Here is a 25,365-nt window from a genome sequence, read left to right as displayed (position 1 = left end):
GATCGCTGTTTCAATTTCCTAGAATAAATTTGTTTGTTCGGGTTTGCCGAAGCGATCGATAGAGTCACGAGGAAGGAGCTGTGGTACGAACAACGCCCCTAGAGCGGGTTAGAAACATTGGGATTGCGGCACATATTGATGCTGGCAAAACCACCACCACAGAGCGCATCCTGTTCTACTCAGGCATGGTGCACAAAATTGGTGAGGTTCATGAGGGTACCGCCGTCACCGACTGGATGGAGCAGGAGCGGGAACGCGGAATCACCATCACGGCTGCGGCTATTACCACTAGCTGGCGCGACCACCAAATCAATATTATCGATACCCCTGGTCACGTCGACTTCACCATTGAGGTCGAGCGCTCTATGCGCGTTTTGGACGGGGTGATCGCTGTATTTGATTCGGTGGGAGGGGTACAACCTCAATCAGAAACCGTTTGGCGTCAAGCCAATCGCTACAGCGTTCCTCGCATTGCCTTTGTCAATAAGATGGACCGCACTGGGGCCGATTTCTTGAAAGTCTGCGGTCAGCTGCGCGATCGCTTGGGGGCAAATGCCGTACCAATTCAAATTCCCGTTGGGGCTGAGGGCGACTTCCAGGGCGTTGTTGACCTAGTTGCCATGCGCGCCCGTATCTATCATGACGATCTAGGTCAAAACTTCGACGACACAGAGATACCGACTGATGTCCAGGATGTGGCGGAGGAGTATCGAGCCAAGCTAGTTGAAGCAGTGGCTGAGACCGACGATTCCCTGATGGAAAAATACTTTGAAGGGCAGCCGCTGTCTTCAGCTGAAATCGCTGCTGCCTTGCGTAAAGGAACAATTCAGGGCACTATCGTACCGGTTCTGTGTGGCTCTGCCTTTAAAAATAAAGGGGTGCAGCTGCTGTTAGATGCTGTTGTGGATTATTTGCCTTCTCCCATTGAGGTGCCGCCGATTCAAGGGCATTTGCCCAATGGCGAACTAGGCGAGCGACCTGCCGATGACGACGCTCCTCTAGCTGCCCTGGCGTTTAAGATCATGGCCGATCCCTACGGACGGCTCACTTTTGTGCGGGTCTACTCTGGGGTGCTCAAGAAGGGTAGCTATATCTACAACGCCACCAAAGACAAAAAAGAGCGGATTTCTCGCCTCATTGTGTTGAAAGCTGACGATCGCATTGAGGTCGACGAATTACGAGCTGGGGATCTGGGCGCTGCCATTGGCCTCAGAGAAACCTTTACTGGTGACACCATCTGCGATCCTGCGGATCCAATCGTGCTTGAATCGCTCTTTGTGCCCGAGCCGGTGATCTCCGTGGCGGTAGAGCCTAAAACCAAGCAGGATATGGACAAGCTGTCTAAGGCTCTGCAATCCCTATCAGAGGAAGACCCCACCTTCCGAGTTAGCACTAATCCAGAGACTAACCAGACCGTGATCGCTGGTATGGGGGAGCTTCACCTTGATATTCTGGTCGACCGTATGCTGCGCGAGTTTAAGGTAGAGGCCAACATCGGCGCTCCCCAGGTGGCCTATCGGGAAACCATTCGTAAAGCTACAAGAGCCGAAGGCAAATTTATTCGCCAGAGCGGTGGTAAAGGCCAGTATGGTCACGTAGTAGTCGAGGTAGAACCCTCTGAAGAAAGCAGCGGTTTCGAGTTTGTGTCTAAGATTGTTGGAGGGACAATTCCTAAAGAATATGTTTCCCCAGCTGAACAGGGCATGAAAGAGGCCTGCGAATCTGGTATCCTAGCTGGGTACCCCGTAATTGATTTAAAGGTTACTCTGGTCGATGGGTCTTACCACGATGTAGACTCATCAGAGATGGCCTTTAAAATTGCCGGGTCAATGGCGATGAAGGAAGCCGTCATGCAGGCGTCTCCCGTCCTTCTAGAGCCGATCATGAAGGTCGAGGTTGAAGTTCCAGAAAATTTTCTGGGTGACGTCATGGGAGATTTAAACTCCCGCCGTGGCCAGATCGAGGGTATGGGAACAGAGGTTGACGTTGCAAAGGTTACAGCCCATGTTCCCCTAGCTGAGATGTTTGGTTATGCTACCGACATCCGCTCTAAAACGCAGGGTCGGGGCATTTTTTCGATGGAGTTTAGCCACTATGGTGAGGTTCCTCGGAACGTGGCTGAGGCCATTATCTCTAAAAACACTGGGAACGCTTAGAAAGGAAAGGACACGTAACGTAAATGGCACGCGAAAAGTTTCAACGCAATAAACCCCACGTCAACATCGGCACTATCGGTCACGTTGACCATGGCAAAACCACTCTGACGGCCGCCATCACCATGACACTGGCGGCAGCCGGTGGCGCTAAAGCTCGCAAATATGACGAGATCGATGCGGCACCCGAAGAAAAGGCTCGTGGTATCACCATCAATACGGCCCACGTGGAGTACGAGACTGAGACTCGCCACTACGCCCACGTGGACTGCCCCGGGCACGCTGACTATGTCAAGAACATGATCACTGGCGCGGCTCAAATGGATGGTGCCATCCTAGTTTGTTCTGCTGCTGACGGCCCTATGCCCCAGACCCGGGAGCACATTCTGCTAGCCAAGCAGGTAGGTGTACCTAGCATTGTGGTCTTCCTGAACAAGCAAGATCAGGTTGATGACGAAGAACTGCTGGAGCTGGTTGAGCTAGAGGTGCGCGAACTGCTCAGCTCCTACGATTTCCCCGGTGATGATATTCCCATCACTTCTGGTTCTGCCCTGCTGGCTGTGGAAGCCCTAACGGCTACTCCCAAAATTAGCCGCGGTGAAAACGAGTGGGTCGACAAAATCCTAGCGCTGATGGACAGCGTTGATGATTACATTCCTACCCCTGAGCGCGATATCGACAAGCCTTTCCTAATGGCTGTTGAGGACGTGTTCTCGATCACCGGTCGTGGTACCGTAGCTACCGGGCGAATTGAGCGCGGCAAGGTCAAGGTTGGCGAAACTGTTGAGTTGGTCGGTATTCGCGACACCCGTAGCACCACTGTTACTGGGGTTGAGATGTTTAAGAAGAGTCTTGAAGAAGGCATGGCCGGTGACAATGCTGGATTGCTACTAAGAGGTCTTCAAAAAGAGGACATCGAGCGCGGCATGGTGTTGGCTAAGCCTGGCAGCATCACCCCTCATACCCAGTTTGAGTCTGAGGTTTACATCCTCAAGAAGGAAGAGGGTGGTCGTCATACTCCCTTCTTCCCCGGCTACAAGCCTCAGTTCTACGTGCGTACCACCGACGTAACCGGCAGCATCATTGCCTTTACCTCTGACGACGGTAGCGCCGCTGAAATGGTTATGCCCGGCGATCGCATCAAGATGACTGTCGAACTCATTAACCCCATTGCCATTGAGCAGGGCATGCGCTTTGCAATCCGCGAAGGCGGACGCACTGTGGGCGCTGGTGTGGTTTCTAAAATCCTGAAGTAGTTTCTGGACTACTTTACTAAGGGCAGGAGTAAGCCTCCAGGGTTTGCTCCTGTCTTTTGTTTCCAGAGCTTTTGCCGCTGTACCTTGACAACTCATTCTTCTAAAACCTATGGCTACTATTCAGCAACAAAAAATTCGAATTCGCCTCAAAGCCTTTGACCGCAGACTGCTTGACACCTCCTGCGAAAAGATTGTAGATACTGCCAATCGCACCAACGCCACAGCTATTGGCCCTATCCCCTTGCCGACTAAACGACGTATCTATTGCGTCCTGCGTTCTCCCCACGTGGATAAGGACTCTCGGGAGCATTTTGAAAGCCGTACCCACCGCAGAATCATTGATATCTACCAGCCTTCTTCTAAAACCATTGATGCTTTGATGAAACTGGACCTGCCTGCCGGGGTTGATATCGAAGTTAAGCTCTAAGTCCTGATGCTGAACCCGCTGAATGCTTAATATTTGGCGGGTTCTTTGTGCTGACTAGATTGAGTTACGAAGAGACTATGTTCTGAACCGCAGCATTCCACTAGGGAGTTGGGTTAGAATACCTCTATGTAAACAAGTGTTGCAGCTGCCGTGCCAGAGTGCGGTGCGCTTGAATTCGCAAGAGGCGATGATGTCATTCTCCGAGTCCTTATCTGTGCGAGAACTACCGCTTTTTCCGTTGCCTGAGTTGGTCTTATTTCCGGGAAGACATCTGCCGCTTCATGTGTTTGAGCCTCGCTACCGGATCATGATGAACACTGTTCTCCAGAGCGATCGCCGTTTTGGAGTTCTGATGCTAGACCCTGCCACGGGGCAGCCAGCCAATGTCGGTTGTTGCGCTGAAATTCTTCACTATCAGCGACTGCCTGATGATCGTCTCAAAATTCTCACTTTAGGCCAGCAGCGGTTTCGGGTGTTGAGCTACGTGCGCGATAAGCCCTATCGAGTTGGGCTAGTAGAATGGGTTGAAGATAAACCCACCAACCAAGATCTCAGCCCGCTTGCTTCCGACGTGGACCAGCTGCTGCGGGACGTGGTTCATCTATCAGCTAAGCTGACCAATCAAGATATTGATCTACCCGATAATATCCCCGATATTCCCATTGAGCTGTCGTATTGGGTAGCTAGTAACTTGCACGGGGTGGCCCTTGAGCAGCAAGCACTGCTCGAGATGGACGATACCAGCGTGAGGCTAGAGCGTGAGGCTGAGATTCTAACCTCTACCCGCAATCACCTGGCAGCCCGTACTGCTCTTAAGGAAGTGCTTGAGTAGATTGAGTTTTAGCTTTGGCGGCAGCTAGGCTAGGGTCTGCGGTGACCACGTCATAGGTGCCAAAATTAACCAAGGATTCGGTGCAGTACAGGAGCTCGTTAAGGGCTTGCTGTCCCGTTTGACTATACGCATCAGTCTCTAAATCGACAAAGAATAGGTATTCTCCCAGCGATCGCTTGGTGGGTCGCGACTCAATGCGGCTGAGATTGATGCCGGAACGGGCAAATACGTCCAGCGGTTTAAGCAGCGCTCCAGGACTGTTCACCGGCAGGCTAAAAGCTAGAGAAGTGTACCGGCCTTTGACCGGATCTGCTTCCCTATTGTCATCTTTAAGCACCCAAAACTTCGTGCAATTGTCGGAATGGTCGTTGATGTTGTGGACCAAGATCGGTAGGTTGTAGAGCTGGGCTGCCCATTCCGAAGAAATGGCGGCTACTGTGCTGTTATCGGTCAGGTGGTCGAGGGCTTCTGTGGTAGAACGGGTGGCAACCAGGTTTGCCTGGGGCAGGTTGTGCTCGAGCCACCGCTGACATTGAGACAGCGCTTGGGGATGGGAGAAAACTGTTTCTATGACGCTGAGGCAAGTTGCTTGAGATAGCAACCCGTGGCGAATGGGCATGACCACAGCGTGGTGAATTTTAAGTTGCTGAAGCTGCCAAAGAGTATCTAGGGTTGTAGTAACTCCCCCTTCGGTAGAATTTTCGACCGGCACAATCGTCAAGGTTGTCATGCCATCAGCAGTGGCCTGCATGGCTTTGGGAATGCTTGGGAAGGCCACTAAGTTGACCGGTGGGCTGGTGTGCTGCTCCAGGTTAAGGCTATAGGCTAGGGCAGCAAGCTGGGTATAGGTGCCCTCAGGCCCTAGGTAGGCAATGGTGACGGTCATGAGGACTTGCAATAGCGGGCTTGTTTCATAGTAAGACGAGGCTGTCGCGATCGCGCCCTCTGACCACCGATCTCTGACCGGCCTAAATTAACAGCTCCTTAACCGAAATGCGGCCTACTCTGGGCAAACAAAGTCGGCATTGCCCAGTAATATGTAATGGGTCTTAGGCGGGGCCTAACTTGGTGGGGAGTGGCAGCAATGGTCAAGGGCAAAAAGAAGACAGATGGCGCTAAGCCGTCTAAGGTGCGAACACTGGTTACGTTAGGGTCGGGAGCATTTTTGCTTGGGGCCGCTGTGCCTTTGGCCGGTGCCCTCAGTACCGGCTTAATCAGCATTGGCAGCGTGGGGCTTGCCGCCCCTGCGGCCCTCGACCAGCCCCAAGCCCTCAACCCAAGTTTCCTGACTCTAGCCGATGCCCCTGGGGTAGATGCGTTTCCTACCGTAGTCAGCAGTGAGAGGCTGTGCCGTCGCCCTGCGGGTCTGAATCAGGCAGAGATTAGTAGCGCTACAGCGGGCGAAAGCCTCTTTCATGGTTCTAGCCCTAGTACTGCTGTAACTCAGGCTGTCGAGGCGCTCGCTCAGCTAGGGGCCGCACCCTGGCCCAGTATTCATCCTCTAGCAGCCGAAGCCCGGGTGCCGGTGTTGATGTACCACGATGTCCTCGATCCACCGGAAGTCTTTTTTGACCTTACCCCCGCAGACTTTGAGGCTCACCTAAAAACCATACTGGATAATGGCTTAACGCCAATCAGCCCTGACCAACTGGTGCAGCACTTACGTACCGGTGTGGCACTGCCCGAAAAACCTGTGCTCATCACCTTTGATGATGGCTATCTCGGCCACTACGAGCATGTTTATCCGCTGCTGCAAAAGTATCAGGTACCAGCCACCTTCTTTGTCTTCCCGGGTAAGGTCGATGGTACCGTCGCTGGGCGCTCAACCCTCACGTGGGATCAGCTCAAGACTATGGCAGCTGACCCTTTAGTAACCATTGCCTCCCATAGCGTGACTCACCCCCCTGACCTGCGAACCCTCAGCGATGAGGACCTAGTCTATGAAGTGGTTGAGTCGAAGCGGCAACTAGAGGCTCAACTAGGTATTCCTATCGAGTACTTTGGCTATCCCACTGGTCACTATGATGAGCGGGTTGCCCAAGCCGTGGCCGATGCCGGCTATCTGGCGGGGTTCACGATGCGCGAGAGTGACGAAAAATTTGCCGGTGCCTCAGAATCGCTGCTAGCCATCGAGCGGTTTGGTCAATCCAATCTTCAGTCGTTGCTTGAGGTGGCCTGGGGTGGCCCTACGGCGGCTGGAGTAATGCCTGTTGCCGCCGATTCTGCGTTTAATTTTGCTACTCCCGTCGCTGTGCAAAAGATAGATCGAGATGATCAGTCGTTCTCGCTGATCAGCGGCGGGCATCCGGTTACTATCCACGCCAACAGTCGCTACCAGTTGCCAGAAATGCTAGCGGGCAGCAACGTTGCCGGAGCTGTTGACGGGGGCTTTTTCTCCCTCAAGTACCTGGACTCCAACGTCATGATCGGTCCAGTCCTGAGCCAAAGCACACGGCAGTTTGTTCCAGGCTATCCGGGAGAAACGCCTAAGCTCAACAGCCGCCCTCTGGTGCTAATTGCTCCTAACGAGGTTCAGTTTGTGCCCTTTGACGCTACCCGTCACAATACGCTGGCAGGTTTAGCCCAGCAGCTACCTGGGGTAACCGATGCCTTTGTGGCGGCTGGCTGGTTAGTTAAAGATGGTTTACCCCAGCCCGCTAGTAGTTTTGGCACCCTGTTTGACTATGATGCCCGTCGCCATCGAGCCTTTTGGGGTATTAATACTGCTGGGCAGCCGGTAGTTGGGGTGACCCACACCATGGTTGATTCGGTACAGCTAGGCGAACTGCTGCACCAGGCCGGTCTGCGTGATGCTGTCATGCTTGACTCTGGGGCTAGTACTTCGCTGGCCTATCAGGGAGATTCCCTGGTGGGCTATATTCCGCGCCCGGTACCCCACGTTCTAGGACTGGTGCCTCCTGAAGCCAACGACGGCAGTCCGTGCCCTTTGGTGTTGGATCAAGAGAACCCAACCACAATTAAGCGATAGAACGCCTAATGATTTTGAGCCCAGGGCGGCAGTGTCCTGGGCTCAAAACTAGTTAGCTCAAGTTTCCTATAGACGCATGCATAACTTGAAGCAAGGTTTAGAGGCTAGATAACTCGTTTTCAGACCAAGCGCTTAGGCTATTCGGTCTGGCAAATTAGCTAGTAACTCAAGCCACTTGCTTATCTCGAACTCAGATTTGGGCAGCGAGTGTCGTCTGATTTAGTTGCCGAATCCAACGTACCAAAAATAGGTTGCCATCGGGATAACGGTGGCAAGTACTAGCAAAACGATTAGAACCACTGTGCTGTTGCCGCGGTTTTCGGCGGTTTCTTCGGCGGAGGCAAAGGTACTTTCGCTGTCAAAGGAGTCGTCAAAGTTTGGCGGGCCGGGATCTGCTTGGCCGCCTAGTACTGCCCCGAGGCGATCGCTGGCAGCCAAAAACGACTGGTTATATTTGTCGCCTTCCAGTAAGGGAAACAGCACGGTTTCTTGGGCAACGCTAGTAGCAATATCGTCGGTAAGTAGGGTCGCAGCTTGATCGCCAACGCGAATGCCCACGGTTTTAGTGACTTCGTCAAGGACCAGCAAGGTTTGATTGGCTTGCTCTTCTGGGGTGGAGTACCAGCGCTCAAATAGCTTATCGGTGAAGCTTTGAATGGTATCGCCGTAGTCGAAGTGGTGGATAGTTACGAGGCGCACCTCGTTGCCGGTAGCGGCCGCCAGCTCGCTGAAACGACTCGAAATTTTGTTTTCATTGATACGGCTGATGATATTGGCTTCGTCAACCACCCAGGTAGGCTCGCCCGCCGCTACTGTTGGAACTTGGAATACGGCTACGGCCTCAGCAGGCTCGGCGAATAGCCCTAGCACGACCAGGGGTAAAACTAGGCCCAAGAGCGCGCTCCAGCAGACCTGAATCCAGCGGCTATGCGTTCGTTGGGAAGGGTAACTATTCATGGGCCTAAGCTACAACAACGGCTGAGCCAGAAGGAACTAACTGGGTTCTACCCTGGCCTATTAACCAATATACGGGGCTAAGAGCCCCGAGGGAACTAGGTCGTTTTGTTTGCCCCTTAAAGGTCAGTCAACTGGAGGCTGTATTCTTAGGCTGAAGGCAAATTGCGTAGCCGAATTAGCTGTCGCCGCATCAGTGGTGATGCTTGGAGTTCGGCAACCTCGGCAACCTCTACCTGGGCGTCAAGCTGCTCAACGAACTCGTCACTGCCATAAGAAAAGGCATCGATCAGCTGTTCCAGCAGGTGTTCGCGATCGGCCATGACGTGGCTGTCTTCTAAAATACGAAACTTGAGAGTAATGGCGCACTCATAAACGCCAACCTGAGGCTCAACCGACGAACGGGGTGCAGACGTAGCCATAGTCAAATATGTACTCCCTAACTAAGCATGAAAGGAGTCATCAAAGGAGACCGGGGGCTAGGGTGTTTGTCCTGCTGAGGGCTGGCAGGGGCATCGAAGCGTTGTAGGCTGTGGAGAATTTCACAGTTGTAGCGGTGATGCAATCCCTATTGATGACGATGAGGTGGCTTTGAGCCAAAGTGATGTTGCCTGTTACTAGGCAGCGATCGCGCAGATTGAACCACCTGATATCATCAAATCAAAAAAAACAGCTAACCCTGGGTTTTCTAACCTGTTTTTACAGGATTGATACAGTTTTGTGAGGCCAAGATTAATAGTATTGAAACTCGTCCGTACAATTTCAGAAGAGGCTCATTTTTTTATACTTTAAGCCCGTCTAGATGTTGTAGTTAGTTGTATTTCAACGCCCTTTTTAGAGCCAAGCTGTCGTCTAAAGGTCTGTTGTAGGGTCACTTCAGCTTTTTTTTAAGACAGGTAAGAAACTAACATTCAATGGATCAATGATTTTGTTTAAAAACATATTGAGCGATTGGTGGTTGGCATTGAAGTCGGGTCTACGGCTAGAGCTGCGATCGCACTAAATAAACGTCAACATGACCAAAACTCCGTAGACTACTGAGTGGGGTAAGTGCCATAGCGAACTGCCAAAATGCGTAATTCTCTGATTCAAGCCTATCTGCCGCTGGTCATTTGGGTGGGGCTGGGGGCTGGGCTGGGCCGATTTTTGCCGGCGGCGTTACCTCGATTGCTGGGACGAGGGTTGTATTGGATTGGCATTCCCCTCGAAATTTTTACCCTGGCTCGTCAGACTCACTTTGCGGAAGACACAGGTCTAGCCCCGTTGTATACCGTTGTTTCGCTAGGGCTGGGGCTGGGGTTGGGGCTGGTGGGGTTAGCGGTGGTGCGATCGCTGGCCGCTACCATCCCGGCTGAGGCCGTCGCTATTGAAATCGGGGTCGCTCCAGGGTCAGAGCTACTGCCCTCACAGCCGGTGGAGTTGGCTTTGTGGCCTGACACCGCCACGATGACCTGGGTTGATAAACCCCGCCAGGGCAGCTTTGTGCTGGCCTCTATGTTGGGTAACACGGGGTTTGTCGGGCTAGCCATCGTGCCTACTCTGGTTAGTGGTCCTTACTTAGGCTGGGCTGTGTTCTATAGCGTGACCCAAAACGTGGTCGGCACCTATGGACTAGGAGTGTTTATCGCCAGTTGGTTTGGACGCGGTGCCCAGACCAAATCGCGTTGGCAGCAGCTGCGTGACGTGGTGACCGTGCCGTCGCTATGGGCCTTTGCGTTAGGCTCAGTCTCCCAGGTTTGGGCCTGGCCGCCCCTGCTTGACGAGGCTTTGCATCAGTCAGTGTGGTTGGTGATTCCGGTGGCGCTGGTGCTGATGGGGCTGCGGCTGAGCCAGCTGCAGGGGTGGAGTAGTCTACAGCCAGCGCTGGTACCGGCGATGCTCAAGGTGCTGGTGCTGCCCGTGATGGTAGGGGCGGTGACCTTGGGCGCAGGCCTGCCCAAAGATGGGGTGCTAGTGCTGGTGCTGATGTCGGGAATGCCAAGCGCGTTCGCGGGACTAATTTTGGCCGAAGAGTACGATCTCGACCGAGAACTGGCCGCCGCCAGCATTGCCCTATCTACAGGAGGCCTGCTACTCACTATTCCGCTGTGGCTCCTAGTGTTTGGCTAGGCAGTTTGCATAGGGGGGAGAGGCAGTGGGAAAAGGTCTTAGTAATTAGGCTAGGGAAACGTGAGTTTTCTGGAATTGAGCTCTAATTTTTACCAAACTCTTAGGGTTTGCCCCTATTCTGGTGGAAATTATTCCCCTGGGGGTCGCTATGTCTAATCCCTTTCGGCAGCTTAAGGATAGGTTTAAGGCGATTGGCCCTAATCTCACTCCAGAGGGAGCAGAAACCGCTAAAACGTCTTTACAGGAGTGGCTGCAGGCTAACGCCGACATCTTGCGGAGTCGGCGTAAGCGGGGGGAGTTTAACGGCACTATGATGCAGTACTTCCACTGGTATACCCCCGCTGATGGTAGCCACTGGAACCGCGTTAAGGAGGAGGCTGAGGCCCTCGCCAACGCCGGCATTACTGCTCTGTGGCTACCGCCTGCTTACAAAGGCATTGGCGGGTGCTATGACGTTGGCTACGGAGTTTACGACCTGTTTGACCTGGGAGAATTTGACCAAAAGGGCACAGTGCGAACGAAGTACGGCACTAAGGATGAGTACGTCGCAGCGGTCAAAGCCTGCCGCGATTTAGGGATTAACGTCTACGCCGATGTGGTGTTCAACCACAAAATGGCGGCCGATGGTGAAGAGGAATTTAAGGCAATTCCGATGGATCCAAGCGATCGCCACCGTCCTCTGGGAGAAATGCGCCAGATCAAGTCATGGACAGAGTTCACCTTTCCCGGACGAGGCGATAAATATTCAAGCATGAAGTGGCATTGGTACCACTTTGACGGCGTTGACTACAACAGCTATGAACCCGACTACAAAGCCGTATGGCTAATTGAGGGCAAAACCTTTGAAGACAAGGTGAGTTGGGAACGGGGCAGTTTTGACTACCTGATGGGCTGTGATCTAGATATTGACCATCCTGAAGTGAGCGGCGAGTTGAAATACTGGGGCGAGTGGATGCTCGACCACATTGGGGTAGACGGGTTTCGCTTAGACGCTATCAAGCACATCTGCGGTGACTTCTTTGTGGATTGGTTGGCCCACTTGGAACACTATGCCCAGCGCGATCTGTTTTGCGTGGGCGAATACTGGACCTATGACCTGGGGGCGCTGAGTTGGTATGCCGGCAACTCGGGCGGGCAGCTCGACCTATTTGACGCGCCGCTACACCACAACTTTTACCAAGCCAGTAAGGCGGGCAACAACTATGACCTGCGCACTATCTTTGACAACACCGTGGTTAAAGAGATGCCGCTGCTGGCCGTTACCCTGGTCGAAAATCACGACACCCAGCCCCTACAAGCCCTGGAGTCTGTGGTGGAATCGTGGTTTAAGCCCCTGGCCTACGCCATGATTTTGCTGCGAGACGAAGGCTATCCCTGTATTTTCTACTGCGACTATTACGGTGCCCACTATGTGGATAAGGGACGTGATGGCAACGAGTACGAGATCTGGATGGACTCGCATCGGGAGATTTTGGATCGATTGCTGATTGGCCGCCAGCACTTTGCCTATGGCCCCCAGTACGACTATTTTGACCATCCCAATGTTGTGGGCTGGACGCGGCTCGGCTCTGATGGCCACCCCCACGCCATGGCAGTGCTGCTGAGCAATGGATCAGAAGGCACCAAGTGGATGGAGGTGGGTAAGCCCAACACCACGTTCTACGACTTGACTGGGCATACTTCTCAAACTATCACGACCAATGGCGACGGCTGGGCGGAGTTTCGCTGCAATGGTGGCTCGGTGTCGGTGTGGGTAGAGGAGCGCCCTAAGTAAGGACTGCTGCCGGGTTGAGATCGGCGATCGCCCCGCTTGGAGAGGTTGAGGGCACAGCACTTGCTTCGCGATCGCGCAATAAAGTCCATCTATCTGTAATCTCAACAGACAGTCTCAGAACTTCAACCTACCCTTCCTTCTCCAGCTAAGCAGAAAGATTGCTTTAACTCACTGACTATGCTCCTCCATCGCGGGATAGAATTTTATGCCGCGAAAAGTTAAGCTGTGTAACGCCCGCTCATTTTTTTGGAAGCAGCTGGGCGTTCGTCTCTATGGTTAAATTGGTACTTTCGTGCAAGTAGATCGTGTTCCTCCAGGAGCTACAGACGCAGAATTTTCGGCCTACGTTCGCTCAGCCCAGGAGCTAGACTTTACCCTTCAAGATCTCAAGGCGGCGATTCCGGCCCATTGTTTTCAGCCTTCCGTGCTTAAGTCGCTGGCCTACTTCTTTTTAGATTTAGGGATTATTGCGGCGCTATATGCCGTGGCCCACGCAATTAACTCTTGGCTATTTTTCCCAGTATTTTGGCTGGCTCAGGGCACGATGTTCTGGGCTCTTTTTGTGGTTGGCCACGACTGCGGCCACGGGTCATTTTCTCGCTACAAGTGGCTCAACAGTCTGGTCGGTCATCTGTCCCACACGCCTATTTTGGTGCCTTACCACGGCTGGCGAATTAGCCACCGCACCCATCACGCCAACACGGGCAACATCGACACTGACGAAAGCTGGTACCCGATGGACGAGTCGACCTATCAAGCTATGCCTTGGGCGCAAAAGATGGTGCGTTTCTACGGCGCGTTGTTTGCTTATCCGTTCTATCTGTTCTTTCGGTCGTCGGGGCGCAGTGGCTCTCACTTCATGCCCAGCAGTCCGTTGTTTCGTCCCTCTGAGCGGCGTGACGTGCTGGTGAGCACTCTGTGCTGGTCGGCTACGGTCGTGTTTTTGGCCTGGGTAGGATTAACCCAGGGGCTGTTGTTTTTGGCAACTTACTACATAGCACCCTACCTGGTGTTTATCGTGTGGCTTGATTTGGTGACGTTTTTGCACCACACCGAGCCAGATATTCCCTGGTATCGGGGGGACGAGTGGTACTTTCTCAAGGGGGCGCTGTCGACCATTGACCGTGACTATGGGTTTATCAACCCCATTCACCACAACATTGGCACCCACGTGGCCCACCACATTTTCTTGGCTATTCCCCACTATCACCTGAAGACAGCAACAGAGGCGATTAAGCCAATTTTGGGCGATTATTATCGCCGCTCTGAGGAACCGGTGTGGAAAAGCTTTGCCCGATCGTTTTGGGCCTGCCACTATGTGGCGGACCAAGGGGCGAAGGTCTATTACCAACCCCATCCTAGCTACCGCCAGTAACTGGTTGGTGATGTCCGTCGCATCACAGACGGGAAGCTTCGGTAGTCTATAGACTGAAATGGGCAGTTTAGAATCAGCGCGGTTCTAGGCTGCCCATTTCAGTGTTTGAACAGGCGGAAGATATTGGTTTAGCAGCCCTACAGCAATAGTGTTGGTGATGACTCAACCCCTGATTTCAGCCATTATTTGTACCCACAACCGGGCTTGCTACTTGGGGGCAGCGATCGCCAGCTTGCTAGAGCAAACCTACGCTGCCTACGAAATTATTGTGGTGGACAACGCCTCGACGGATGACACCAGGGCCGTGGTAGAAACCTACCTATCTCATCCCACGCTGACCTATGTGTATGAGAGCACCTTGGGGCTGTCGGCAGCGCGAAACCGGGGTGCTGCGATCGCCAAGGGTACTATTCTTGCCTACCTCGACGACGATGCCGAAGCCTCTCCTCACTGGCTGGTCGCCTTAGCGGCGGCCTTTGAACAGCACCCCAAGGCGGCGATCGCGGGCGGCTACGTCAGCCTGATCTGGCCCCAGGATATGACCCCGCCTCGCTGGCTGTCGTCCACGCTTTCTGAGAGCCTGGGTGCCTACGATTTGGGCACTACGACGCGACTCATCACTAACCCAGGTCAAACCCCTCGAGGGCTCAACTACGGCGTCAAAAAAAGCTTTCTAGAGGCTGTGGGCGGCTTTGACCCGCAGCTCGGTCGAGTGGGCAAAAACCTGCTCTCGAACGAAGAATTGCACCTGACTCAGCTGGCCCTGGCCGTTGGGCATGAGGTTTTGTTTGTGCCCCAAGCCCAGGTGGCCCACAACGTGGCTCCCGAACGACTGCGTCAGGGCTGGTTTTTGCGCCGCAGCTGGTGGCAGGGCATTAGCGAATGCTACCGCGAGCAGCTCAGCCACACCCTAACCCTAGAGCGGGTGCGGGTGCGAAGCTTGTGTCTTCTGCGGGGGCTGGTTAAGACTCTGCGCTACTGGTCTGACCCAGCACTGCGGTTTGAAAATTTGGTCTACGCCTACGGGCAATTGGGCTATGTGGTGGGCGGTCTGCGCCACCTATTGCCTCGCCCTGGGGCGAAGGTCTGCCCCTAAGCACCGCCTAGCGTTTGTTGAGTAAACCCCTCACGTAATGGAATTCACCATGGTTAAGACGACCCCCAAAGTCCCCATCTCTGTGCTGATTCCGGCTAAGGATGAGGAGCAAAATCTGCCTGCCTGTCTGGCCAGCCTAGAGCGGGCGGCGGAGATTTTTGTAGTGGATTCAAACAGCAGCGATCGCAGCATCGAGATCGCCACCGCTGCTGGGGCTAAGGTGGTGCAGTTTGACTTCAACGGCCACTGGCCCAAAAAGAAAAACTGGGCCTTAGACAATTTGCCCTTTAGCCACGAGTGGGTGCTCATTGTCGACTGTGACGAGCGCATTACCCCAGAACTGTGGGATGAGATTACTACCGCCATTCAGCGGAACGAGTTTGACGGTTATTACCTGAACCGCCGCGTGTTTTTCTTGGGTACCTGGATTCGCCACGGCGGCAAGTACCCCGACTGGAACCTGCGCCTGTTTCGCCACCAGAAGGGCCGCTACGAAAATCTGCAAACTGCCGATATTCCCAACACTGGCGATAACGAAGTGCACGAGCACGTCATGGTCGAAGGTGCCGTGGGCTATCTAAAGCACGACATGCTCCACGAAGACTTTCGCGACCTGTACCACTGGCTAGCCCGCCACAACCGCTACTCCAACTGGGAGGCCCAGGTCTACTACAACCTGCTCACCGGCATGGGTGACGGCGGCACTATCGGCGCAAATTTGTTTGGCGATGCGGTGCAGCGCAAGCGATTTCTCAAGAAAATTTGGGTGCGGTTGCCCTTTAAACCGCTGCTGCGGTTTGTGCTGTTTTATGTACTGCGGCTAGGCTTTTTAGACGGGCGAGCGGGCTATATTTATGGGCGACTGCTGAGCCAGTATGAGTACCAGATTGGGGTAAAACTGTTCGAGCTGAGGCAGTTTGGCGGGCAGCTTAATGTCACTCCCAAAGAAAATGCGACCCTACCACAGCCAGTAGTTCAGCCATCGATTATTTCGGTAGAATCAGCCCCTTAATACCTCTTGATGGCGGCTGAATATGACGGCTCCCCCTGATTTTAGTTATAGCCCTTTGGATAGCGGCGGCGAGCGCCCCTGGGTACGGCTCGATGCCTACGACCAGTCGTGGTACAAACCGGGGCGATCGAAGGTCGTCATTCTGCTGTGGTGGCTGTTGCAGGCGGTGCTATTTCCCCTCACGCCCCATGCCTCCCACGCACCGAGGCGCTGGCTGCTGCGTCAGTTTGGGGCCACTGTTGGCCAGGGTGTGGTGATTCGCCCTACCGCTCGGTTCACCTACCCGTGGAATGTGAGTATCGGCGACCACAGCTGGATTGGGGATGACGTAGTGCTCTATAGCCTGGCCCAGATCACCATTGGCCAACACTGCGTAATTTCACAAAAAAGCTATTTATGCACCGGTAGCCACGACGTTCACGACCCGCGCTTTGGCTTGATAGTTGCGCCAGTGACCGTTGAGAACGGTGCTTGGGTAGCGACCGACTGCTTCGTGGCCCCTGGGGTAACGGTAGGAGCCAACAGTGTAGTAGGAGCCCGCAGCAGCGTATTGAAGTCTTTGCCGTCGGGGCAGATCTGCTACGGTACCCCCTGCCGTGCCGTAGCGCCGCGTCAGATGGTGAATGGCTAGGGCTGAAATTTGCCCCGTTATTGCCAACCTCTGTTGTCGAACTGAGCCCAAGTAACTATCAGTGCTAGTTCGAACTCAGTCGCAGGGATGCCTTATCTGTGCCTGAGCTAGGGCATCTTCATTGGTTAGGTCGAGGCGCAGGGGTGTCATCGAGACATAGCCTTGGTCTACAGCCCAGCGATCGGTCCCGGCCTCAGGAGCCTCCAGCGGTATCACTGTGAACCAGAAGTGCTGCCGCCCCATCGGATCCTTACTAGGCATGACCTGGCCGTCGTACTGTCGCACCGACTGGCGAGTCCAGCGCAAGCCCTGAGGAGCCTGGTTAGGAAAATTGACGTTGACTAAGGCTAGGTCTGGATCTGGCAAGAGTAACTCTAGAACCTTTGCCAGGTAGGGCTTTAGTAGGTCAAAATCGGGCTCACTCTCAGTCGCGGGCGCACTGAGGGCAATGCCGCGCATCCCCAACAGAACTGCTTGCTTGGCCGCCGCAAGAGTGCCTGAATGCCACATTGCATTGCCTAAGTTGCTGCCTAAATTGATACCCGACAGCACTACATCCACTTTGTCCCAGTTGTAAGCACCTAGTGCTACGCAATCGGCGGGGGTACCGTTGACGCGGTAGGCCTCAAAATCTCGCAGGGGTGTGCGCTTGTAGGAGAGGGGGCGCGAAGCCGTAATGGAGTGCCCCGCCGAAGACATTTCTACATCGGGTGCGACGATACGCACTTGGCCAAAGGTTGCGGCTACCTCTGCCAGGGCTGCAATACCAGGGCTGTAAATTCCGTCGTCGTTAGCAATAAGTATCCGCATCTAAACCTCTTTTCCTCCTCTAGGGTTATTACCATCTGCCTCTGTGCCGAGGGATGGCAAAACCACAGGTTCTAAACTGTTCAAATCTTGTTTTTGGGCTTTTTAGAGAATTTTTATGAAAGTTACGCTGATTCATAATTCCAAGGCAGGCGATGATAAACACCCTTCCAAAGATGTACTTTTATTTCTAATTGAACAGTCTGGTTATGAGGTTAACTACCAGTCGACCAAACACGACAAATGGGTTGCTGCCTTGGAAAATCCTGGCGACTTAGTAATCGCTGCTGGGGGGGATGGCACCGTTGGTCAGGTGGCTCAACGCTTGGTCGGGCAAGATATTCCGATGGCTGTCTTGCCCATGGGAACAGCCAATAATATTGCCAAAACGTTGGGCCTGATGGACATTCCTCTGGAGCAGCTTGTTGAGGGATGGGCTACTGCGCCACGCATCAAGTTTGATAGTGCGATCGCCAGCGGAGCCTGGGGCACAACTCAATTGATTGAAAGTTTGGGTATGGGACTATTTGCTCGAACCATGTCTAAGGTTGAGCACAGCGGTCATCTAAAGCATGTGGCAACTGCTGAAGAGGAACTTGCAACTGTCTTAGACCTGCTAAAACAGCGGGTTTCTCGATGTCCTGCCCGCTCTCTAACCCTTTCTTTAGATGGGCAAGATATTTCAGGCGAATATATTTTGCTGGAGGTTATGAACATCGAATATGTTGGACCCAACCTCCACCTTGCCCCAAATATTAGCCTCAATGACGGGCTGTTGACCGTTGTGCTGGTGCGAGAGGGCGAGCAAGATAAGATTACCAATTACTTATCTGACTGCTTAGCTGGCAAATGTGATCTAGCCCCGTTCACGCAGTATCAGGGCCGACACTTACAGATTCAGGGAGAAGGGTTTGATATTCACGTTGATGACAAAATTCTGTCTAAGGACAATTTAGCCTCGCCAGATGGCTCTATCGTTATTGACGTAAGCGTTGCCCCCCAATCACTTGAATTTCTCTTGCCTAAATCCTAATAAATGGTTTTTTAGGAAGCGTAGTTTTGGTATTGGGGTTTGCTAACTTACTCTGTGATGTGCTTGAGCACTCGCTTGTCGGTAGCAGACAGTACGTCTTCCCCAGGCTCTTCTGCTTGACGGGCGCGATCGCTCAGTTCCTTCATTTTTTGGCTAGCGGCGTCTCGGCCACGCTCAATAGCTTGGTTGCGGGGTTCAGTCTTACCGATAATCTCTTTAGTAGTGTCAAGCCCGCTGTAGACATCCTTTGAGAGGTCCTCTGCTTGGTTGGCAGCCTGCTCAAGCTGAATAGGCGCTGGCTCAACCCCGACACCCTTGGCTTGGCTGGCTGGGGATAGGGTGGTGCTCCAAAGAATGAGCCCAATGGCGATAGTGACAATACCAGCGCCGATCGCAGAACTCAGTATAAATATCCGCTTGCGAACGCCCATAATGCCTCCCATACAATGCCTTAAGCTTAGGTACGGGATCTAGCTTTGCCATCCTTCCGCGGGGAGACACCTATATGGCGACCGCTTGGCTAAGCAACTGATTGCAAGTGTCATTGCACTGCGTATTGGTTATGCGCCTCGTTCATTAAGTCGGATTGATGTAAAAGAGTTGGGGTTGTGGTGCGTCCTGGCACACTAGATAAAACTCCCGTCCTTGCTTTGAAATTTTGGCTTTTTCGCCATTGGCGCAGGTTACTTTAATCGGCGTGTTGCCCTCACAATCGGCACACTTGAAGTAGTAGCCATATTTGCCATACACAATTGTTAAGTGGCTGCTGCCACAGGTGCGACAGGCAGGAACCAAAGCGGCTCCAGCAGATGATGGAACAGATGCTTGAGGTTGGGGTGAGAGAACTGGCCGTGGCTGGGGTTTAACGGTAGTCGGGGCAGAGCTCTTGAGGATAACTGGAGCTGGTGCCATTTGAGACTGGGGTAAGGGTGGCCGATCAGACTGAGGTTTGGCGACAGGAAGAACAACCTGCTTAGATCTCGAAATAGATGGCGGTTCTACAGAACTGAGCAACGCTGTAGGAACCTCTAGAGGAGGCAGCTGGGTTTGGGGACTGTGCTGTTGCAGCAAGAACTCCGCCAGGTTGGTTACTTTCCTGTCGTTAAATTCGGCCCCGGCATCCCTCACGTTGAGGGAGAATAAACTGCTGGCCCGACGATAGGCAGCATGCATTTCCTGAATTCGTTTAGTGATCTGATCGGCTTTGAGTACCTGCTGAGTAGCAAAACCGGGAGGCCGCTGAATCACCCCAATGTCAGAAATAGCCACCAGCCCATCAAAGGGAACTGAGGCAAAGGTGAGTTGGAGCGTTAGCACCTTGCGGAAGAACTGATCAACGTGGTCGTTTAACAGGGCCTTGAGCAACTCTGCCTGACGCTCAACTTGCAGGAGAGGAGATGGCATGCCCTGCCAAACTGACCCCACCTGGCGCGACCACTCCCCCTGCTCATTGACCCGGATTTGTGTGGTGACGCTCTTACTCTCGATCAAAATAAAGCCGTGGGTGCTAATCAGCAGATGGTCAATTTGGGCCACCTCTCCCCGGCGCTCTAGCCGCAATCCGTTTAGTACCTTGATTTTGGGATCTTCGCCAAATGCCCGGCGCAGGTAAAACGCCATCTGTTCTTCAGCCCTGTGCCCCGCCTGCATCTGCTTATTGGCGTTAGGGGCGAGAGGATCTAGCTCTTTAACAATCATGAATAGTAGATTTAGGGCTTTCGCTTAATACAGTGCCCAATTTCTACTCTCCAGTCTCGTGGGTAGCTAGAAGCCCTGCTGTGACGTAGGGTCTGGCCCTAGGTAATATTCCCCAATTGGCAAAGAGGCTTTTGAAGAGATTGACTAGACTCTTGCGTGAGTTATCAGCCGATCAACCAAAATTACAAGCCTTGTGGGACAGCCAAGATGGCTGTCCCACAAGGTCATAAATACTCCTGTTTGAATAGGGAGCGGCGATCGCTTTAGGATTCAGTGGTGGCTTCTGGGGCTGGCTGGTCGGCTGCTGTGCCAACCAAGATAGCGTACGGAAATGTGGCTAACAGGTCCGACAGGGCGGCATCTTCGGTGGTAGTAACCGATTCGCCTGTGATCCAGTTTTGCCAGTGCTGAGCACCGCTGGGCAGGGCAAGAGTAGTCTCACCCCATACCTTGCCGATGGGGTATTCGCCAGGCTCAATGCGGCTGGTGAGAAAACGGGGGGCGATCGCCACCACCCACTGGTTGCCCCATTGGCGAGCAAAGGCCAAAATGTGCTCCTCTGCATCACCGCGCGCAAACAGCGGCTGGTAGTCGCCCTGCTCAAACAGCTCGGGGTAGGCTTGCCGCACCGACAGCCCGCAGTGGGTCACCCACAGTTTAATGCGTCCGTCTTGGCGGTACTCCAATAGGTTCTGGAGCAGGGCAGCGCGATCGTCGCCCCACTGCTGCAACTCTTGCAGCCAGTGACGGCGCAGATTGTAGTCAACGGGGCGGCGGTTGTCGGGGTCAACCAGGCTAAAATCCCACAGTTCTTGACCCTGGTAGATATCGGGTACCCCTGGCAGCATCAGCTTGAGCACCACTTGGGAGAGCGAGTTGTAGATGCCATATTCAGCAATGCGCTGCTGAAACTTGCGAAACTCGGGGAGAAAATTGTTCTTTTCGCCGGGGGTCAAAATGGCGCGAGCAAAGGCTACATAGCCGTCTTCGTAGTCGGCGTCGGGGCGCAGCCAGGCGGTGTGCACCTTAGCTTCGCGCACGGCTTTGACCACGTAGTCGGCAACGCGATCGCTAAAGCTAGCCAGCTCGCTATCTTCAAACGGAAACGCCCCCACCAGGGTTTGGTAGAGAAAATATTCGTCGTTGGCGTCGGGCACCACCTGGTCGCGCACCACCGTTTTGTGGCTGCCGTTGAGGCTGCGCCAGAGGTTGACGACCGTCTCCCATTCGCTGGGGATTTCAGAGAGCACATTGAGCCGGGCGCGCACGTCTTCGCTGCGCTTGGTGTCGTGGGTCGAGCTGGCGTTCATGGCGTGGGGCCACTGCTGCTGCCGCTGCTGCTGCCGCTGGTGAAACTGCCGCATCGAAAGGCCAAAATGCCCGGGTGTGCCACCCACCTCATTCAAGCTGATAAAGCGGTTATAGCCGTAGAACAGGGTGTCTTCTAGTCCTTTGGCCATCAGCGGGCCGGTAAACTGCTGGAGGCGCATGACGAAGTGCAGCCACTGGGCCTTTTCCTCCTCGGGCAGCGAGCCTTCAAAATTGAGCGATAGGAATCGCTCGATTAAATTTAGCTCGTTGATCAGCTGAGGAATGCGCTTGCGGGCGGCCTCGATCGCCTCCTGCACGTAGGCCAGATCGCGCTCAGAGATCTTCTCCTGGTTGACGTAGGTGCAATAGATCGGGAAGGCAATCAGCACCTCTTCGATGGCAGTGCGCAGACCGTAGAGGGTGAGGTCGCGCCCGTAGCGATATTGCTGGCAGACGCGCTTGAGAAACCGCGCCAGGTTGTTGATGTCGCCGACCAGGTTGGTCTCGGCAATCAGCCGTTTCTTGGCGGCTACTAGCTCGGGGTAGGGAGTGGATTCGCCGGTCAGCTGTTGATAGATGCGGGTAAAGGCGTCTTGATTATCCTGCTGACAAAAGACGCCGTTAAGCTGAATCAGTGAGTCGTAGCCCGAGGTGCCTTGAATTGGCCATTCGGGAGGTATGGTTTCTTCGTCTTCAAGAATTTTTTCGATGACGATGTAGGTGTCGCCTAGGCGATCGCGCAGCCGCTCTAGATAGCGAGTGGGGTCGTAGAGCCCGTCGATGTGGTCGATTCTGACGCCGTTAAACTGATCGTTTTTGACCAGTTTGCAGATCAGATCGTGGGTCTGATCGAAGACTTCCTGGTTGTCGATCTTGAGGCAGATCAGCTCGTTGACGGTAAAGAAGCGGCGGTAGTTGAGTTCCTCGGCTCCCACTTTCCAGAATGACAGGCGGTAAAACTGTTCTGAGAGCAGTTCGTCGAGGAGATCAAAGCTGCTGGGCTGGTCGGGGGTGCCGTTAAAGATCACCAGGTTTTGGTCGATGAACTCGCGAACGGCGTCGCTTTCTTGGTAAACATCCCACAGCAGCCCTTTGGCAAACTGAGCCTGATCGCGGTATTCACGGCCCTTGAGATCGACGATCGCATTTTTGACCAGGTAGAGAATGCCTGAAATCTTGACGAAAGTGCGATCGCTGGTGTCGAGCTGCTGGGCCAGCCGCCCCGATTGGTAGCTCAAAAACCGCCCGTAGGACTCGATGCGCATCGGAAACCGCAGTCCGTAGTAGTTAACACTCAGCCCAGTCTCGTCGTAGCTAAGCTGAATTTCGCCCCGCTCTAGGCAGCGATCGTAAAAATCGCCTAGCATGGGAGCCAAAACTCGGCCCCCCAGCTCCTCGGGCCCTTCCCACTCAATGTCGAAGAAGTTGAAATATTCTGAGTCGGGGCCGTACTCCATGATGTCCATGAGGTACGGGTTTTGGCCGTCGTAGGCCATGTGGTTGGGCACAATGTCTTGCAGCCAGCCCAGGCCGTGGTGGTGCACCGTATCAATCAGCGGCTGAAACGCCGCTTCGCCACCCAGCTCGGGGTTGAGTTGGGTGGGGTCAACCACATCGTAGCCGTGGGTACTGCCCTTTCGCGCTTTGAAAATCGGCGAGGCGTAGATATCTGAAACCCCAAGGTTTTTGAGATATTCCACAATATCTTGGGCCGCAGCAAACCCAAACTCTGAGTTGAACTGAAGCCGGTAGGTCGCGGTAGGGATACGCATAGCGAACTCAGAAAAGATGAAGGATTAAATAATTTGTGCCAGGCCGAAATTGCCGTTGGGGTCCATAGCTTTCTAAACGCTCTGGTTAATGCTAGAGCGTTTAGAAAGACAACCGTTCCTACGTTGTTGTATAGAGCACAAACCCAAGAGGTGGCACTTCTAAGGACTGGGCCTCAGTGATTTTTTCAGGAAGGGAGGAGCCTGGCCCAGCCCACTCGGTGGCGGCCGAGTCAAAGGTCAGCACCCAAGGCTGCTGGGGCGGCGCTAGCTCAATTACGCTAGCGTTTGGGTTGAAGTTCATTAGGCAGAGCAGTTGCCCATCGGCGATCGCCCGGCGATAGACAATCACCTTGGTGTCTTCGTCGCTGCTAATCTCCATATCTTTGGAATAGGACGGCGCATTAAGCTTGAGCTGTCGCCGCAGCTCCAGCAGACGTTGGTAGTAGCTCAACATCGTTTTGTGCTTGCCTTCGCCGCGCAGGTGCCAGTTTAGTTTTGACGCTTCGTAGGTGGCCACCTCGTGGGCGGGGGCGGGTTCACCAAAGCCATGGGCTTCTTTAAACTCGCGTTTGCGTCCCTCATAGACGGCTTCAATTAAATCGGGATCGCTGTGGTCAATGAAGTAGTTAAAGGGGGCTTCTTCACCGTATTCTTCACCCATGAAAATTAGGGGAATATAGGGTGAGGTCAGCAGCACCCCCGCCGTCAGTTTGAGGGCATCAAAGGGCACCAGTTTAGTGAGGCGATCGCATCCCTTCGCGTTGCCAATTTGGTCGTGGTTTTGAGCACAGACAATGAATTGATCGGAGGGCAAATCGGTGGCTGAGTTGCCGTGTCGTCGATGCCGAAAGGGCGAATAGGTGCCGCTATAGACAAAGCGATCGCGAATTGCTGTCGCCAGGGCTTCGCAGGTGCCAAAGTCTTGGTAATAGCCGTAGCGTTCGCCGGTAATCATGGTGTGCAACGCATGGTGAAAATCGTCGCTCCACTGGGCGCGCAGGGCAAAGCCCCCCTGCTCGGCGGGGCGAATGATACGGGTGTCGTTGAGGTCGCTTTCGGCGGTGACGTACAGCGGCTTGCCGACCTGCTCAGATAGCTCTGCCACGGCCTCGGCCATCTCGGCTAGCAGGTGCTTGGCGCTGAAGTCGTAGATGGCGTGAATGGCGTCGAGCCGCAGCCCGTCGATGTGAAACTCGCGCAGCCAGTAGAGCGCGTTTTGAATGCAGTAGTGCCGCACCCCATCCGACCAGGTGTCGTCAAAGTTGATGGCATTGCCCCATGGCGTGTTGTATTTGTCGGTGGTGTAAGGGCCGTAGCTGCCGGTGTAGTTGCCCTCTGGCCCCAGGTGGTTGTAGACCACGTCTAAAATTACCGCCAGCCCTTCGCGGTGGCAGGCATCGACCAGGCGCTTGAGCCCGTTGGGGCCGCCGTAGGAGTTTTGGGTGGCGAAGGGAAACACGCCGTCGTAGCCCCAGTTGCGCTCGCCGGGAAACTGCGACACCGGCAAAATTTCGACGGCGGTGATGCCGAGGGCTTTGAGGTCGGCTAGCTGGGCGATCGCCGAGTCAAAGGTGCCCTCAGCCGTAAACGTGCCGATGTGCAGCTCGTAGATGACGTAGTCTGACCAGGGAATATTTTGCCAGCCGTCGTCGTTCCATTTGTAAGTATTGAGGTCAACCACTGCCGAGGGGCCATGCACCCCCTCGGGCTGATAAAACGAAGCTGGGTCGGGCCGCACATCGGCCTCGTTTATGCAGTATTGATACTGTGTGCCTTCGGCTACGTCATCAACCGAAATTGTCCAATAGCCTTCCTCACTTTTCTGCATTGGAAAAGAGGCTTTTTTAGGCGAGAGAAGCCGCAGCTCGACAGAGTCTAGCTCAGGCCCCCAAAGTGTAAAATGGCACTGTCCATTGTCTTGGAGAATGGCTCCAACTTTGAGGTCTGATCTCATGGGGAATAATATTTGGTGGCTGAAGTAGGGGGCAATGCTCTAAGGGAAGCATCACGCTCCGCTACTTTATCAGCGCCGAATTGATCCCCAATCTCCTCTTAGATAGATCTTGCTCTTCACTTCGACGGAAATCATGGCCCTGCGTAAGCGCTCTATAGTCAGAAGGATTAGAGACTTCTCTG

General features: G+C 53.9%; 20 protein-coding genes. 12 read left to right on the top strand and 8 right to left on the bottom strand.

From position 1 onward, the window contains the following. Window positions 1–80: 80 nt before the first annotated feature. From fusA to H6F59_RS21375, 4 genes are all read left to right on the top strand, one after another. A complete protein-coding gene (gene fusA / locus H6F59_RS21390) occupies window positions 81–2,156 on the top strand; it encodes an elongation factor G (protein ID WP_190705334.1) in 2,076 nt (691 codons plus the stop codon). A 23-nt stretch (window positions 2,157–2,179) separates the two neighbouring features. Next, complete coding sequence (gene tuf, locus H6F59_RS21385) at window positions 2,180–3,409, top strand: elongation factor Tu (protein ID WP_190519247.1); 1,230 nt, start codon at window positions 2,180–2,182, stop codon at window positions 3,407–3,409. A 109-nt stretch (window positions 3,410–3,518) separates the two neighbouring features. Continuing rightward, a complete protein-coding gene (gene rpsJ / locus H6F59_RS21380; RefSeq protein ID WP_017300626.1) occupies window positions 3,519–3,836 on the top strand; it encodes a 30S ribosomal protein S10 in 318 nt (105 codons plus the stop codon). Window positions 3,837–4,026: 190 nt separating this feature from the next. After that, window positions 4,027–4,668: an LON peptidase substrate-binding domain-containing protein gene (locus H6F59_RS21375; protein WP_190519642.1), complete on the top strand. Its 642-nt coding sequence runs from the start codon at window positions 4,027–4,029 to the stop codon at window positions 4,666–4,668. On the opposite strand, the gene pheA is transcribed toward H6F59_RS21375, so the two are convergent. Further along, window positions 4,649–5,554 (bottom strand): prephenate dehydratase, encoded by a 906-nt coding sequence (pheA, locus tag H6F59_RS21370; protein WP_190705330.1) that lies wholly within the window; start codon window positions 5,552–5,554, stop codon window positions 4,649–4,651. The genes H6F59_RS21375 and pheA overlap by 20 nt on opposite strands. A 198-nt stretch (window positions 5,555–5,752) precedes the next feature. Between pheA and H6F59_RS21365 the strand changes: the two genes are divergently transcribed. Further along, window positions 5,753–7,657 (top strand): polysaccharide deacetylase family protein, encoded by a 1,905-nt coding sequence (locus H6F59_RS21365; RefSeq protein ID WP_190705327.1) that lies wholly within the window; start codon window positions 5,753–5,755, stop codon window positions 7,655–7,657. A gap of 219 nt (window positions 7,658–7,876) precedes the next feature. Here the strand turns inward: H6F59_RS21365 and psb32 are convergent, their stop codons facing one another. After that, complete coding sequence (psb32, locus tag H6F59_RS21360; RefSeq protein WP_242021617.1) at window positions 7,877–8,551, bottom strand: photosystem II repair protein Psb32; 675 nt, start codon at window positions 8,549–8,551, stop codon at window positions 7,877–7,879. 209 nt (window positions 8,552–8,760) lie between these two features. Next, the gene (locus H6F59_RS21355; protein ID WP_190705320.1) at window positions 8,761–9,033 is read right to left on the bottom strand and encodes an Npun_R1517 family heterocyst differentiation transcriptional regulator; all 273 of its coding nucleotides are present in this window, start codon (window positions 9,031–9,033) and stop codon (window positions 8,761–8,763) included. 649 nt (window positions 9,034–9,682) lie between these two features. Between H6F59_RS21355 and H6F59_RS21350 the strand changes: the two genes are divergently transcribed. The 6 genes from H6F59_RS21350 to hpsU all read left to right on the top strand — a co-directional run bounded on the left by H6F59_RS21350 (window position 9,683) and on the right by hpsU (window position 16,608). After that, window positions 9,683–10,720 carry an AEC family transporter gene (locus H6F59_RS21350; protein WP_190705317.1) on the top strand — a complete coding sequence of 346 codons (1,038 nt, stop codon included), beginning with the start codon at window positions 9,683–9,685 and terminating at the stop codon, window positions 10,718–10,720. Between the two features lie 148 nt (window positions 10,721–10,868). Then, window positions 10,869–12,494: an alpha-amylase gene (locus tag H6F59_RS21345; protein WP_190705313.1), complete on the top strand. Its 1,626-nt coding sequence runs from the start codon at window positions 10,869–10,871 to the stop codon at window positions 12,492–12,494. Window positions 12,495–12,786: 292 nt separating this feature from the next. Further along, window positions 12,787–13,869 (top strand): fatty acid desaturase, encoded by a 1,083-nt coding sequence (locus H6F59_RS21340; RefSeq protein WP_190705310.1) that lies wholly within the window; start codon window positions 12,787–12,789, stop codon window positions 13,867–13,869. 157 nt (window positions 13,870–14,026) lie between these two features. Then, window positions 14,027–14,965 carry a glycosyltransferase family 2 protein gene (locus H6F59_RS21335; RefSeq protein WP_190705307.1) on the top strand — a complete coding sequence of 313 codons (939 nt, stop codon included), beginning with the start codon at window positions 14,027–14,029 and terminating at the stop codon, window positions 14,963–14,965. 49 nt (window positions 14,966–15,014) lie between these two features. Beyond that, window positions 15,015–15,977: a glycosyltransferase family 2 protein gene (locus H6F59_RS21330; RefSeq protein WP_190705304.1), complete on the top strand. Its 963-nt coding sequence runs from the start codon at window positions 15,015–15,017 to the stop codon at window positions 15,975–15,977. A 22-nt stretch (window positions 15,978–15,999) separates the two neighbouring features. Further along, window positions 16,000–16,608 carry a hormogonium polysaccharide biosynthesis acetyltransferase HpsU gene (gene hpsU / locus H6F59_RS21325; RefSeq protein WP_190705300.1) on the top strand — a complete coding sequence of 203 codons (609 nt, stop codon included), beginning with the start codon at window positions 16,000–16,002 and terminating at the stop codon, window positions 16,606–16,608. Between the two features lie 75 nt (window positions 16,609–16,683). Here hpsU and surE read toward each other — a convergent pair whose 3' ends face one another. Beyond that, on the bottom strand, window positions 16,684–17,418 hold the full coding sequence (gene surE, locus H6F59_RS21320; RefSeq protein WP_190705295.1) for a 5'/3'-nucleotidase SurE: 735 nt from the start codon (window positions 17,416–17,418) through the stop codon (window positions 16,684–16,686). 115 nt (window positions 17,419–17,533) lie between these two features. On the opposite strand from surE, the gene H6F59_RS21315 reads away from it, so the two are divergent. Then, entirely contained in the window at window positions 17,534–18,448 is a 915-nt protein-coding gene (locus tag H6F59_RS21315) for a diacylglycerol kinase family protein (protein WP_190705283.1), read from the top strand. Between the two features lie 47 nt (window positions 18,449–18,495). Here H6F59_RS21315 and H6F59_RS21310 read toward each other — a convergent pair whose 3' ends face one another. From H6F59_RS21310 to treZ, 4 genes are all read right to left on the bottom strand, one after another. Further along, window positions 18,496–18,879, bottom strand: coding sequence for a hypothetical protein (locus tag H6F59_RS21310; RefSeq protein ID WP_190705279.1), 384 nt, complete (start codon window positions 18,877–18,879; stop codon window positions 18,496–18,498). A 145-nt stretch (window positions 18,880–19,024) separates the two neighbouring features. Beyond that, window positions 19,025–20,146 carry a nuclease-related domain-containing protein gene (locus H6F59_RS21305; protein WP_190705275.1) on the bottom strand — a complete coding sequence of 374 codons (1,122 nt, stop codon included), beginning with the start codon at window positions 20,144–20,146 and terminating at the stop codon, window positions 19,025–19,027. 263 nt (window positions 20,147–20,409) lie between these two features. After that, on the bottom strand, window positions 20,410–23,229 hold the full coding sequence (gene treY, locus H6F59_RS21300; RefSeq protein ID WP_190705273.1) for a malto-oligosyltrehalose synthase: 2,820 nt from the start codon (window positions 23,227–23,229) through the stop codon (window positions 20,410–20,412). Window positions 23,230–23,347: 118 nt separating this feature from the next. Next, window positions 23,348–25,183 (bottom strand): malto-oligosyltrehalose trehalohydrolase, encoded by a 1,836-nt coding sequence (gene treZ / locus H6F59_RS21295; RefSeq protein WP_190705269.1) that lies wholly within the window; start codon window positions 25,181–25,183, stop codon window positions 23,348–23,350. Window positions 25,184–25,365 lie beyond the last annotated feature (182 nt).

The organism is Nodosilinea sp. FACHB-141, from assembly GCF_014696135.1.
Classification (GTDB): Bacteria; Cyanobacteriota; Cyanobacteriia; order Phormidesmidales; family Phormidesmidaceae; genus Nodosilinea.
This window is presented reverse-complemented; position numbering and strand designations above follow the sequence as displayed.